This window comes from Paraburkholderia terrae, from assembly GCF_002902925.1.
Taxonomy (GTDB): Bacteria; Pseudomonadota; Gammaproteobacteria; order Burkholderiales; family Burkholderiaceae; genus Paraburkholderia; species Paraburkholderia terrae.
This window is the reverse complement of record NZ_CP026113.1, coordinates 767,408-779,502: the sequence shown is the minus strand read 5'-3', so window position 1 is coordinate 779,502 and position 12,095 is coordinate 767,408. Positions and strand designations below refer to the sequence as shown.

The window sequence follows — 12,095 nt, the reverse complement described above, 5'->3', positions numbered from 1 at the left end:
AAACTGACGTTGCTACGATGCGCGTCGCTTCGCGCTGTGCGCCTCGTATATCGACGATTCGCTGCTTTCGATATGCGCAAACATTGTTTGGATTCGCGCGCGTGGCCACTTAACGTCGTGATTCGGAATATCCCGGCACAGGCACGAAAACTACGACGATCAAACGCTACACATCACCATCATGACTTCATCGAATACACGTACGGCCGAGCATCCCATCGACAGACAGTTTCTGGAACGCTGGTCGCCGCGCGCCTTCGCGCAAGACACGATTCCGGAAGCCTCGCTGCTGACGTTCCTCGAAGCGGCCCGCTGGGCGCCTTCTTCGTATAACTCGCAGCCGTGGCGCTTTGTCTATGCACGGCGCGATACGGAGCACTGGACCCAGTTTCTCGGCTTTCTCAATGACTTCAACCGAGGCTGGGCGCAACATGCAGCCGCCATTCTGATCGTGCTGTCGAAGCGGTCATTCACGCCGCCAGGCGCAACCGACGAGGTCGCGCTAGCGTCGCATTCGTTTGATACGGGTGCTGCCTGGGGTTATTTCGCGCTGCAGGCGAGCCTGTCCGGATGGAAGGCTCATGGTCTTGCCGGTATCGAACGCGAGCGCATTCGTGCAGAACTGGCAATTCCCGACGACTATGCCGTCGAAGCGGCGATCGCGATCGGCCGCCCCGGCGACAAGTCTTCGTTGCCTGAAGGACTGCAGAAACGCGAGACGCCGAGCCCGCGCAATCCGCTCTCCACGTTTGCCGCGGAAGGACAGTTCACGTTCTGATCGCGAAAGCGCTCACTGCGCAGGCGAATGCAACCCGTCACAACGCAGGCGGCAACAGCTTGCGGTCGATAAAAGACTGAAGCGCATCGCAGAACGCATCGCGCGTATCGACCGCCGCATTGAATCCCGTCTTGCGAAGCTTTACCGTGCTGACGAAAGCGACAGGCCCCGCCGGCGCGCCGTATGCAAACGCAAAATCGGCATGCTGGTCGCCCTGTCCGACGAAAGAGCGAAGATCGCCGCTCGCAAGTCCGTACCGGGCGACGATCTTCGCCCACACGTCCGCGTTCTCACGAATGTACTGCGCGACGTTCCTTGGCTCGTCGGTCCCGGCATTCACGCCGAGCGTCTTCGCCATCGCCGGCCATACGCTGCGCCATTCGAAGACATCGCCGTTGGTGACATTGAAGATCTCATTCGCCGCTTGCGGAGACTGCGCGGCCCAAACCATCACCTCGCCGACGAGATCGGCATCCGCCATTTCCCAGACGAAGGACGGGCCACCCGGAAAGCCGAATGACTCACCCTTCTCGCGGCGGATCGCGGCGTAGACACCGATAGCGGGAAGCACATTGAGCGCGCCGGGGGTTTTTCCCGTCACGAGTTGCGGACGTAGCACGGTATGCGTGAACCCGTGTTTTTCACCAGCGTCGCGAACGTAGTCCTGTTGATCGAAGAAAAAGTTTGCGTGATCGTCGCGCGGGTCGCTTTCGCGTGCCGGAATGGCAATAGGATGCAGGTGTACGCCGTACGCCTTCGTGCCTTGCAGGATCGACACGTGCTTGAACGTCGCTTTCGATTTTCCTGAAACGAGCGGCTCAATCACATTGCGGAGCATCGCGTTGTTGATCTCGATCTGATCCGCGTTCGACCAGCCGCTCACCAGATCATCCGCATTCTCGTAGATTGCCGCATACGCGACATGCGTAATGCCGCCGAGCGCAGACAGCGCTTCACGCGCAGCGTTCTCGTCGCGCAAGTCCACGGGAATGAATTCAAATTCGCGGCCGCTCGGCAGGTCCGGCTTGCGCCGGGAAATGCCGACCACATCCCAACCCGCAGAGAGAAAGCTCTCGATAGCGGCAACACCAATCAGTCCGCTCGCGCCCGCTACCAGTACCTTGCTGCTCGTGCCCATTCCTGCTCTCCAGTTCTATCCATTCCGTTTCGACTCAAACCTTTCGCGTTGCATATCACGTGGCATGTTTGAGTGTCCTTCCGACGTCCCGTCGGTCGAACGAAATGTAGTTTTGAACGGGAGTCTTCAGTAGTAGGCGGCGCGGAATTCCAGTTATTCCATCGAGTAATGGGTTTGGCGGATACGACTCGCCATTACGCACGAGCGAGCGCCTCCTCGACGAATTCAACGAATGCACGCGCTTTCGCCGTCACCAGCCGCCCCGATGGAAAGACGGCCCAAAGATCGACCGCGGGCAAGGTCCAGTCGGTCAACACGGCCTCGACCTGGCCCGATGCCAACTCGGGAGAAAACATCCAGCGCGACGCGATGGCGAGCCCCATTCCATTGAGGACGGCCGTGCGCATGCCTTCCGCCGCGCTCACGCGAACACGTCCCGATACCGTCACATCGACGTCGCTGTCGTTCTGGTGGAACGTCCATGTCTCGCCGCCGCCGCGCTGCGAGTAGACGATTGCCTGATGTCGATTCAGCTCGGCGGGTGTCGTGGGCACGCCTGCCCGTGCGAAATAGTCCGGCGTGCCGACGACGAGCCGCGGACTTCGCCCGATACGCCGCGCCGTCATCGACGAATCAGTCAGCGCCCCCATCCGCAACGCCACGTCCATGCCCTCTTCGAGCAGATCGATGATGCGATCGTCGAGCTTGAGGTCGATTTCCAGCTTGGGATGCCGGCTCAGGAAGGCATTCAGCGACGGCAGCACATGCAGGCACGCGAACGTCACCGCCGCGCTGACGCGCAGCTTGCCGGACAGGCTATCGGAGGCGTCGCGCACGACCTGTTCCGCGTCGTCGGCCTCCTGGATCGCGCGCTTCGCATGCTCGTAGAAACGTTGGCCAGCGTCCGTCATCGTCAAGCCTCGCGTCGAACGCAGGATGAGCCGCACGCCCAGGCGTTCTTCCAGCTGTGCAACGGATTTGGAAATGGCGGGCTGCCCCACGTTCATCCGCTTCGCGGCAGCCGAAAACGAGCCCGCCTCGGCAACGCTGACAAAAATTTCCATTGCGGCCAGTCGATCCATGCTACGCCTCTCCCAGGTTTCGTCGAAGTCGTCAGGCCCTATTCTCTCAAGGAATGGCAGTTATCCCCGCCAGGCCCCTTCTGCGCGGCTTAACGGGCGCTCATGATCCCGTCATCTTCAACACTCATCCAGAGGATGCACGCATGAACACGCTCTTCAGCCGTACCCATGTCGGCCCTTTCGAACTCAGTCACCGAATCGTGCTCGCGCCGCTCACGCGGATGCGCACCGAGGAAGGCAACGTGCCCGGCGACCTGATGGTCGAGTACTACACGCAGCGCGCCTCGGAAGGCGGCCTGCTGATTAGCGACGCGACGGCCGTCTCGCCGCTTGGCATTGCCTACGTCGACGCGCCAGGCATTTACACGGATGCGCAGGTGAAGGGCTGGAGGCGCGTGACGGATGCCGTGCATGCGAAGGGCGCGCGCATCTTCCTGCAAATGTGGCACGCGGGACGCCAGGCGCATCCCGCCAACACGGGCGGCATCACACCTGTTGCCCCTTCCGCGTTGCGCTCGCTCGAACACGCAGCCATTCGCGACGGGAACGGCAACGTGGCGGAAGCCGAACTGATCGTGCCACGCGCACTGGAGATCGACGAAATTGCGGGCATTGTCGAGCAGTTCCGTCGCGGTGCCGTGCTGGCGAAAGAGGCAGGCTTCGACGGTGTCGAGCTTCACGGCGCAAATGGATATCTGTTCGAGCAGTTCCTGCTGGACGGCACGAACCATCGCACCGACGTCTATGGTGGCCCGATCGAGAATCGCGCGCGATTCCTGTTCGACACGCTCGATGCCGTCGTCTCCGTGTGGGGGCCCGGCCGCGTCGCACTGCGGCTGTCGCCGAGCGGCACGTACGGCACGATGTCGGACAGCGATCCGCATGCCACCTTCGGCTATGTTGCAGAGCGCCTGAACAGTTATGACCTCGCGTACCTGCATGTCATCGAGCCACGTATTCGCGGCATCGTCGAGCAGGAGACGAGCGAGTCGGACGTGACGTCGAAAGACATGCGGCGCTTCTACAACGGCACGATCATCGCCGCAGGCGGCTTTACGGGCGAAAGCGCCGGGCAGATCGTCGCCGACGGCCACGCGGACCTCGTCGCATTCGGGCGCATGTTCATTTCGAATCCCGATCTGCCCGACCGTCTGCGCACCGGCAAGCCGCTCACCCGCTACGACCGTTCGACCTTCTACGGCGGCGATGCGCGTGGCTATACCGACTATGCGTTTCATGCCGAAACCGAAACCGCTTGAAGCAGCTTGATACCGCTTGAATCAGGAACGACAACATCATGAATCGACTTGCAAACAGGACAGCCGTCATCACCGGCGGCAGCAGCGGCATTGGACTTGCCACCGCGCAACGCTTCGTCGACGAGGGCGCGTATGTGTTCATCGTCGGGAGACGGCAATCGGAACTCGACAAGGCGGTGCAGCAGATTGGCCGCAACGTGACGGCCGTGCAGGCCGACGTAACGAAGCTCGATGAGTTGGACCGCCTGTTTTCCATTGTCGGAGAGCAACGCGGCAAGATCGACGTTCTGTTCGCCAATTCAGGGGCGGTCGAGCATCGCACGCTCGAAGAGATTACGCCGCAGCATTACGATGCCACGTTCGACGTCAACGTGCGCGGACTCATTTTCACCGCACAAAAAGCGCTGCCGTTGATGGCCAGTGGAAGCAGCATCATCCTGACCAGTTCGATCGCTGGCGTCAAAGGCTTGCCGGCTCACGACACTTACAGCGCGGCGAAGGCAGCCGTCCGCTCGCTGGCGCGAACATGGACCGTCGAACTGAAGGGCCGCGGCATTCGCGTCAATGCCATCAGCCCAGGTGCGATCGACACGCCGATCATCGACAGCCAGGTTGCGACGGCCGCCGAAGCAGATGAACTGCGCGCCAGGTTCGCTGCCGCGACGCCATTGGGCCGCATCGGCCGGCCTGAGGAAATTGCGTCCGCAGCGCTGTTCCTCGCATCCGACGAGAGCAGCTACGTTGCGGGTATCGACCTGTTCGTCGACGGTGGCCTCGCGCAGGTGTGAGCCTGTCGCGATGTCGGGGCGAGCGGTCACGCTCGCCCTCCATTTGCTGATTACTTCATGAGCGCAAATCGATCGCAGCCAGGAACGAGACGAACGAGCATATTCTTGATCCTCCAGGGTATTCATGATGTTGCGCTCCAGGCGGTATAGTCCGGGTCATTCAGAAACACGATGGCGCACCTGGAACAAACGAATGAATATCGGCCCTTTGGCTCTTCCTGCTGGACCGCTTGCTTTGTTCATTGGCATCGCCGTAGCGTTACTCGTCAGTAGATTCTCTGGCGAGAAGCAATCCGACGTCGAGCGCGCCCTCTTTACGGCGTTACTCATTGGCCTGTTCGTCGCGCGTGCTGTGTTCGTCCTTCAATACCTGCCGAGCTATCGCGGCGAGTTCCTGCAAATGCTCGATATCAGAGACGCGGGATTCGCAGCGACACCGGGCATTGCGGCAGGAATCGTCGTCGCGCTGATTGCCGCAATACGACGATCGGCAATACGACGTTCATTAGCCGTCACGGTAATATCGGGCTTCGTCGCGTGGGGCATCGCTGGTGCGGTGATGGATCGATCCGACGAGCCTTCGCACGTGCCGTCGATAACGCTACTCGACGAGGCCGGTATGCCGCAGCGCCTGGCACGCAACAACGGCAAGCCACTCGTCGTCAATTTGTGGGCGACATGGTGTGGACCCTGTCGAGGCGAAATGCCCGTGCTTGCCAGCGAGCAGACAAACCATCCCGAACTCGATCTGGTTTTCGTGAATCAGGGAGAAGACCGCCACACGGTCGAGGCGTTTCTGGCAGACCTCAACTTGCACATCGATAACTCCCGTTTTGATCCGCAACTGATACTCGCAAAGAGCGTGAATGTCACCGCGTATCCGACCACGCTCTTTTACGATGCCAACGGACGATTGCTGGAAAAGCACCTGGGGCGCGTGTCGCAGGCGACTTTCGATGCAATGCTGGCTCGGCTTTATCCATCGCTTGAATCTTCGAGACCTTGAGCGCATAGCTTGCCTTAGCGAAGAAAACACCGTGCATCCCGCTCGCCCGACACAGGATGCACAATGCCGTTCCCGTTACTGCAGCAGCTTCAGCACCTGCTGCGGCATCGAGTTCGCTTGCGCGAGCACCGAGATACCCGCTTGCTGCAACACCTGAGCCTTCGACAGGTTGGCCGTTTCCGTCGCAAAGTCCGCGTCGGTGATCTGCGATTCGGCGGCGCTCATGTTGGTCGCTTCCGTTTGCGTCGTCGAAATGGCGGCCTGGAACGTGTTCTGCGTCGCGCCGAGCGTTGCCTGGAAGGTGTTCACGCTCGTCAGCACGCTATCGATCGAACTCATGGCGGCTTGCGCGCCCGAAGCGGTCGCCACGCTCAAGCCGCTGATGCCCAGCGAGTTGGCGTCCCAGCTCTGCGTGCCGAAGTTAGCGGTGATCTGCTGGCCGTTGAACGCGCCGATCTGGAAGTTGACCGAGCCGACACCGTTCAGCACCGCCTGACCGTTGAACGTAGTCTGTTGCGCAACGCGGGTGATTTCCGTCAGACGCGTCGACACTTCCGCCTGCAGGTTGGCGAGCGCATTCGAGTCGAGCGAGCCGTCGCCTGCTTCCACTGCCAGCTGGCGGATGCGCTGCAGGTTGTCGACGATCGATTGCAGTGCGCCGTTCGTGGTCTGCACCATCGAAATGCCGTTGTTCGCGTTTGCGGCGCCTTGCGTCAACGCATTGATCGATGCCGTTTGCGACGTAGCGATTGCGAGGCCCGCCGCGTCGTCAGCGGCCGTGTTGATACGCTTGCCCGACGACAGACGGTTGATCGCCTGCGAGAGCGCGTTTTGCGAACCCTCCAGGTTGTTCTGCGCCGTCAGCGACATGATGTTCGTATTGATGTTAAGCATTTCAACCCCTTTCGGTTCTAGAAAGATCGACATAAGCGGCAACGCAATTTATTCACTATTTCGCGCCACCACTCGACGGGGTTTACGACGTCTCCAAATATTGCTTTAGGTTTCTTGCGGTAATTTCCGCTTTACACGGATACGGAACCGGAATGCTGAAGCGCCACGTTTCCATCTGAAAATTTCGCTATAACATACTGATATATATACATATTTTCACATACACCCGCACTTCTTCCATTTTCATTCACAGGCATTACAAAGAGAATGTCGCTGCTTTTATTGTTACGAATAATTATGCAAGCTTTACAGCTTCGTGAAAGCATTAATCGATAAAACCTCGTTTATTGCTGACGCGGTAATAACTTTTACTGACAGTCCGGTTGACATTACATCTGCGAATCTTTCAGGCAGAAAACCTGTCGTTTGCCGCGTGGGGTTAGCAAATTTATTTCACAGTGAGGCAACGCAAGCCTCGTTCGCACGCGCAGTTTAGCTGCGCGGCTCGATGCGTCGCGCGGGACGTGCCAGCAGCAGCACGATCGTGACCACGCAAAATGCGGCGCCGGCATAGAACGTCGCAGCCGCGCCTATCGTGTCCCACAACGCGCCCGCGATCACGCTGGAAACCAGCGTCACAAGCCCGCTCGCGAGATTGAACAAGCCGAACGCCGTGCCGCGCAAATGCGCGGGCGCGCTATGCGACACCATCGTCGCGAACAGCCCTTGCGTCGTGCCCATATGCAGGCCCCACAGCGCAACGCCCACGAGCAGGATGCTCCAGTGAACCGCGTGCGCAAGCACGATATCGGACACGCCGAGTATCACGAGCCCCGCCACCAGCAGCCTGACATGACTCGTCGAGTCGGCGAGCTTGCCGAGCGGATAGGCCGATAGCGAATACACGACGTTCATCGCGACCATCACGAGCGGCACCAGCGCGACGGGCACGCCGCTATCCAGCGCGCGCAGCACGAGGAACGCCTCGCTGAAGCGCGCGAGTGCGAACGCGGCCCCGACTGCGACGATCCACCAGAACGCGCCACCGAGTTGACGAATGCTGTCGCGCCGGATCGGATTGACGCGCTTCGCGCCCGGTTGGCGCGCGGGTTCGTCGATGCCGGCCGCCAGCAACGCGACAGCCAGCACACCAGGAATGACGGCCAGCCAGAACGCCAGCCGGAAGTTATTCGCCCAGATCAGCATGATCGCGGCCGCGAGCAGCGGCCCGAGAAAGGCACCCACGGTATCGAGCGACTGCCGCAATCCGAAAGCAGCCCCACGCAGCGGCGGCGGCGTGACATCGGCGACGAGTGCATCGCGCGGTGCGCCGCGAATGCCTTTGCCGATCCGGTCTATCACGCGCGCCGTCACGACGAGGCCGAGGGTCGGTGCAATCGCGAACAGCGGCTTGCTCAGCGCGCCGAGCCCATAGCCCGCGACGGCGAGCCATTTGCGGTTGCCGAGGTAATCACTGAGCGCACCGGAAAAGACCTTGACGATGGGCGCCGTCGCCTCGGCGATGCCCTCGATCAATCCGATCGTCGTCGCGCTCGCGCCGAGGCTCACCAACATGAACATCGGCAGCAAGCTGTGAATGATCTCCGATGAGATGTCCATCAACAGGCTCACGCAGCCCAACACCCAGACGCTGCCGGGTATCTGCCGAAGGGTGCTGACGCGGGACCGGCCGGACGTCGGCTTTTCCGGGGAAGCAGGACGCTCGTCCATATGCCCGTCACACCTTGCGAAGAATGAAACGCCCCGCCCCTGTCATCTGATCGAGCGAGACGATCTGTCCGTCACGCTCGATGAACTCGAAGGTCGAGCCCGGCGCGGATGCAATGCGAAACATGCGATCCCGCACGGCAATGAAGCGCTCGTCGTGTTGTCCCGGCACGCGAAGCCACAACGCCAGCGGTGTCACTCGGATTCTCCTTGCGTCGAATGTTCATGAATCGGCTTTCTGCGCGCTTGAAGTCGGCCCGCCGCGTCAAATGCATACCGTCGTAATGCGGCCGCATCTGGCGAGCGGTTATCCGCATGGAAGCATGGTGAAAGCAAACTGTTGCCGGGCGAAAGTTGGGGCTATTCGAACACATTCGCATCCGTCGACGTCCGCTGGATAACCCGCAAGCCCGCCAGACAAGGACTTCTCCGAAATGGCACGCTCGATGCAAATGGTTGCGTCTGAACCAACGCAACAGGAGCACGCCATGTTCGCATACTTCCTCCGGCTCATCTTCGAACTGTTGGACCGCGCAGAGGAACTGCTGGACCGCGCCGAGCACAGCCGCCGTGACACGTATCTCTCGTCGGCCGTCGATCTCTTCGAACTCGAACGCCGCATGCGGCTGATCGAGGCGAGAGATTAAGCTGTCACAGCAATCCGACCAGATTGCCGAGCGGCGCGGACGCGTCCCCTTCACGCCATCCCAACGCTAGACGCGCCCGCATTTTCGCGCCCTGCACGTCGACGTAACGCACGCCCTTCACCTGCACCTGCGCAATCGCGGCGGGCACGATGGACACACCGAGGCCCGCCGCCACCAGATTGATCACCGACGACACCTGCGGCGCAGGCTGCGCGAGGTGCGGACTGAAGCCCGCCTCGCCGCACGCGCGGACGATTTCGTCGTGCAGCGTCACGCCCGCCGGCCCCGGCACGAGCACGAACGGCTCATCAGCCAGCGCCGTCAACGGCAGGCGCTTCTTCGCTGCGAGCGGATGCGTTGACGGCAACACGATTTTCATTGGCTCGTCCGCGAAGCGATGCGTCTGCACGTGCTCTGGCGACGTGGTCCCGGGCCTGAAAAACACGGCATCGAGGCCGTCATCGAGCAGGCGTTGCAGCAACGCAGGCGTATTCGCTTCTTCGAGCGTCAGATCGACGGTCGGATAGCGGCTCTTGAAACGCTGGATCAGCGCGGGCACAACGGGATTGAACGCCGCCGACCCCGTAAAGCCGATACGCAGCCGTCCCGTCTCGCCACGCGCGGCCCGCTGCGCCGCTTGCGCCGCGCGTTGCGCGCCGCCCAGCACGCGCTGCGCCTCGATCAGAAACGCTTCGCCCGCGCCCGTCAGCTCGGCGCCATGCGCCGTCCGACGAAACAGTTCGACACCCAGTTCGCGCTCCAGGCTCTTGATCTGCTGACTGAGCGGCGGCTGTCCGATGCCGAGCTTTTCGGCCGCGCGCGTGAAGTTGCGCTCGCTTGCAACCTCGACGAAATACCGTAAATGACGCAGTTCCATGCTAGTGCTCAAACATATCGGGTTAGCCAGTTTCATATATTGGACAGTATAGCTCTGGCGCAGGACAATTCCTGCGTCACAGTCGACCGCTGATCTTGTCCATGAACCCCGATCCATCTTTTGCGACGCCCGATCGCATCGAAACATCCAGCACACGTTTCAATACCACCGGCGCGTCCGGCGTGCGGCCCGGCTCGGCGGACTTTCGCCGTATCAGCATCGCGCTCTTTCTTGCGGGCTTCTCCACGTTCTCGCTGCTGTATTGCGTGCAGCCGTTGCTGCCCGTTTTCGCCAGCGAATTTCATATCGGAGCGGCGCAAAGCTCGCTCGCGCTATCGCTCTCGACAGGCTTTCTCGCGTTCTCGATTCTCTGCGCGGGCGCGCTATCGGAGCGGTTCGGCAGACGCGGCCTGATCTTCGCATCGATGACACTCGCCGCGCTCTTCAACGTCTGCGCCGCGCTCGAAGCGGACTGGCACAGCATTCTCGTCGCCCGCGCGCTGGAAGGGCTGGCGCTCGGCGGCGTGCCCGCCGTCGCGATGGCGTATCTCGCGGAGGAAATCGATCCGCGCGGGCTGGGGCTTTCGATGGGGCTGTATGTCGGCGGCACGGCGTTCGGCGGAATGATCGGGCGCGTGGGCATGAGTTACATGAGCGATCATCTGTCGTGGCGCACGGCGATGCTGACCATCGGTATCGTCGATGTCGTTGCCGCTATCGCGTTCGTGTTGCTGTTGCCAGGCTCACGCAATTTCGTGAAACGCGCGGACCTCACTGCTGTTCATCACATCGCGCTGTGGCGCAAGCATCTGACGGCCGCGACATTGCCCGCCGTGTTCGCAACGGGATGCCTCGTCATGGGCGTGTTCGTCACCGTCTACAACTATGCGGGTTTCCGGCTGATGGCGCCGCCGTTCGATCTCAGCGCGACGCAAACCGGCCTGATCTTCTGTTCGTATCTGTTCGGTATCGTCGCCGCATCCGGCGCGGGCGCGTTGGCCGATCGCTGTGGGCGCGGACCGGTCCTGATTGCGGGCGTCGTGGTGGCTGCGCTGGGACTTGCGTTGACGCTGATGCATGCGCTCATCCCTGTCGTGCTCGGCATCATCGTGCTGACCATTGGATTTTTCATCACGCATTCGGTGGCGAGCGGCTGGGTCGGACAACTCGCCGATGGCGCAAAGGGTCACGCGACCTCGCTGTATCTGCTTGCGTACTATCTCGGTTCAAGCGTGCTCGGTTCGTGGGGCGGCTGGTTCTGGCAAAACGGCGCATGGCCGTCCGTCGCCGGATTCGGCTTTGCGATGCTCGCCGTCTGCGGCACGCTTACGTTGTACGTTGCGCGCGTGAATGCGCGCAAAATTCGCGTACACGCGCGTACACGCTGACTCACAGAAGGAGTCTCTTCATGATCGACCATCTGGACCATCTGGTGCTGACCTGCACCGATGCAGAAGCCACGACGAAGTTCTACACGCAGGTCATGCAGATGCAACTGGAGACATTCGGCGCCGGGCGTATCGCCTTTCGCTTCGGCAATCAGAAGATCAATCTGCATGTACGCGGCAGCGAATTCGAGCCGAAGGCGCATTTGCCCGTGCCGGGTGCGCTGGATCTGTGCTTTATCGCATCGGTGCCGCTCGATCAGGTTATCGCGCATCTCGCGGCATGCAACTGGCCGATTGTCGAAGGGCCTGTCGAACGAACGGGTGCGACGCAGAAGATCCGCTCCGTGTATGTGCGGGACCCCGATCTGAACCTGATCGAGATTTCCGAACTGATGGGCTAGCCGCGTGCGCGGCGCCCGCTGCGTCATCTATCCGCCCAACGACGGGTATTCCCCGTACTCGTCCGTATCACGCGCTTTAATTCTCGTTTAATTCGCGTTGCCTACATTG

General features: G+C 61.1%; 13 protein-coding genes. 7 read left to right on the top strand and 6 right to left on the bottom strand.

Annotated elements, in window-relative coordinates; translation table 11 throughout:
- Positions 1-181: 181 nt before the first annotated feature.
- Complete coding sequence (locus tag C2L65_RS33365; protein ID WP_042305934.1) at positions 182-778, top strand: nitroreductase family protein; 597 nt, start codon at positions 182-184, stop codon at positions 776-778.
- 37 nt (positions 779-815) lie between these two features.
- On the opposite strand, the gene C2L65_RS33360 is transcribed toward C2L65_RS33365, so the two are convergent.
- Together C2L65_RS33360 and C2L65_RS33355 are read right to left on the bottom strand one after the other, a co-directional pair.
- Positions 816-1,916 carry an SDR family oxidoreductase gene (locus C2L65_RS33360; protein ID WP_042305935.1) on the bottom strand — a complete coding sequence of 367 codons (1,101 nt, stop codon included), beginning with the start codon at positions 1,914-1,916 and terminating at the stop codon, positions 816-818.
- A gap of 194 nt (positions 1,917-2,110) precedes the next feature.
- Positions 2,111-2,998 (bottom strand): LysR family transcriptional regulator, encoded by an 888-nt coding sequence (locus tag C2L65_RS33355; RefSeq protein WP_042305936.1) that lies wholly within the window; start codon positions 2,996-2,998, stop codon positions 2,111-2,113.
- A 143-nt stretch (positions 2,999-3,141) separates the two neighbouring features.
- On the opposite strand from C2L65_RS33355, the gene C2L65_RS33350 reads away from it, so the two are divergent.
- The 3 genes from C2L65_RS33350 to C2L65_RS33340 all read left to right on the top strand — a co-directional run bounded on the left by C2L65_RS33350 (position 3,142) and on the right by C2L65_RS33340 (position 6,051).
- On the top strand, positions 3,142-4,257 hold the full coding sequence (locus C2L65_RS33350) for an alkene reductase (protein ID WP_042305937.1): 1,116 nt from the start codon (positions 3,142-3,144) through the stop codon (positions 4,255-4,257).
- 38 nt (positions 4,258-4,295) lie between these two features.
- Positions 4,296-5,045, top strand: a complete 750-nt coding sequence (locus C2L65_RS33345) for an SDR family NAD(P)-dependent oxidoreductase (RefSeq protein WP_042305938.1) — start codon at positions 4,296-4,298, stop codon at positions 5,043-5,045.
- A 193-nt stretch (positions 5,046-5,238) separates the two neighbouring features.
- On the top strand, positions 5,239-6,051 hold the full coding sequence (locus C2L65_RS33340) for a TlpA disulfide reductase family protein (RefSeq protein WP_042305939.1): 813 nt from the start codon (positions 5,239-5,241) through the stop codon (positions 6,049-6,051).
- Positions 6,052-6,126: 75 nt separating this feature from the next.
- Here C2L65_RS33340 and C2L65_RS33335 read toward each other — a convergent pair whose 3' ends face one another.
- From C2L65_RS33335 to C2L65_RS33325, 3 genes are all read right to left on the bottom strand, one after another.
- Positions 6,127-6,945 (bottom strand): flagellin domain-containing protein, encoded by an 819-nt coding sequence (locus C2L65_RS33335; protein WP_042305940.1) that lies wholly within the window; start codon positions 6,943-6,945, stop codon positions 6,127-6,129.
- Between the two features lie 492 nt (positions 6,946-7,437).
- Positions 7,438-8,676 carry an MFS transporter gene (locus C2L65_RS33330; RefSeq protein ID WP_042305941.1) on the bottom strand — a complete coding sequence of 413 codons (1,239 nt, stop codon included), beginning with the start codon at positions 8,674-8,676 and terminating at the stop codon, positions 7,438-7,440.
- A 7-nt stretch (positions 8,677-8,683) separates the two neighbouring features.
- On the bottom strand, positions 8,684-8,872 hold the full coding sequence (locus C2L65_RS33325; RefSeq protein WP_042305942.1) for a hypothetical protein: 189 nt from the start codon (positions 8,870-8,872) through the stop codon (positions 8,684-8,686).
- A 289-nt stretch (positions 8,873-9,161) separates the two neighbouring features.
- Here C2L65_RS33325 and C2L65_RS33320 point away from each other — a divergent pair, with 289 nt between their 5' ends.
- Positions 9,162-9,320, top strand: coding sequence for a DUF3563 family protein (locus tag C2L65_RS33320; protein WP_091783440.1), 159 nt, complete (start codon positions 9,162-9,164; stop codon positions 9,318-9,320).
- A 4-nt stretch (positions 9,321-9,324) separates the two neighbouring features.
- Here C2L65_RS33320 and C2L65_RS33315 read toward each other — a convergent pair whose 3' ends face one another.
- A complete protein-coding gene (locus tag C2L65_RS33315) occupies positions 9,325-10,197 on the bottom strand; it encodes a LysR family transcriptional regulator (protein ID WP_042305944.1) in 873 nt (290 codons plus the stop codon).
- 101 nt (positions 10,198-10,298) lie between these two features.
- On the opposite strand from C2L65_RS33315, the gene C2L65_RS33310 reads away from it, so the two are divergent.
- Together C2L65_RS33310 and C2L65_RS33305 are read left to right on the top strand one after the other, a co-directional pair.
- Positions 10,299-11,585: an MFS transporter gene (locus tag C2L65_RS33310; RefSeq protein ID WP_103254617.1), complete on the top strand. Its 1,287-nt coding sequence runs from the start codon at positions 10,299-10,301 to the stop codon at positions 11,583-11,585.
- Between the two features lie 20 nt (positions 11,586-11,605).
- Entirely contained in the window at positions 11,606-11,986 is a 381-nt protein-coding gene (locus C2L65_RS33305) for a VOC family protein (protein ID WP_042305945.1), read from the top strand.
- Positions 11,987-12,095: the final 109 nt, after the last annotated feature.

Excerpts from the sequence above, each read along its gene's own strand:
- C2L65_RS33365 (WP_042305934.1), top strand. The coding sequence starts at position 182 with ATGACTTCATCGAATACACGTACGGCCGAGCATCCCATCGACAGACAG.
- C2L65_RS33360 (WP_042305935.1), bottom strand. The coding sequence starts at position 1,916 with ATGGGCACGAGCAGCAAGGTACTGGTAGCGGGCGCGAGCGGACTGATT.
- C2L65_RS33355 (WP_042305936.1), bottom strand. The coding sequence starts at position 2,998 with ATGGATCGACTGGCCGCAATGGAAATTTTTGTCAGCGTTGCCGAGGCG.
- C2L65_RS33350 (WP_042305937.1), top strand. The coding sequence starts at position 3,142 with ATGAACACGCTCTTCAGCCGTACCCATGTCGGCCCTTTCGAACTCAGT.
- C2L65_RS33345 (WP_042305938.1), top strand. The coding sequence starts at position 4,296 with ATGAATCGACTTGCAAACAGGACAGCCGTCATCACCGGCGGCAGCAGC.
- C2L65_RS33340 (WP_042305939.1), top strand. The coding sequence starts at position 5,239 with ATGAATATCGGCCCTTTGGCTCTTCCTGCTGGACCGCTTGCTTTGTTC.
- C2L65_RS33335 (WP_042305940.1), bottom strand. The coding sequence starts at position 6,945 with ATGCTTAACATCAATACGAACATCATGTCGCTGACGGCGCAGAACAAC.
- C2L65_RS33330 (WP_042305941.1), bottom strand. The coding sequence starts at position 8,676 with ATGGACGAGCGTCCTGCTTCCCCGGAAAAGCCGACGTCCGGCCGGTCC.
- C2L65_RS33320 (WP_091783440.1), top strand. The coding sequence starts at position 9,162 with ATGTTCGCATACTTCCTCCGGCTCATCTTCGAACTGTTGGACCGCGCA.
- C2L65_RS33315 (WP_042305944.1), bottom strand. The coding sequence starts at position 10,197 with ATGGAACTGCGTCATTTACGGTATTTCGTCGAGGTTGCAAGCGAGCGC.
- C2L65_RS33310 (WP_103254617.1), top strand. The coding sequence starts at position 10,299 with ATGAACCCCGATCCATCTTTTGCGACGCCCGATCGCATCGAAACATCC.
- C2L65_RS33305 (WP_042305945.1), top strand. The coding sequence starts at position 11,606 with ATGATCGACCATCTGGACCATCTGGTGCTGACCTGCACCGATGCAGAA.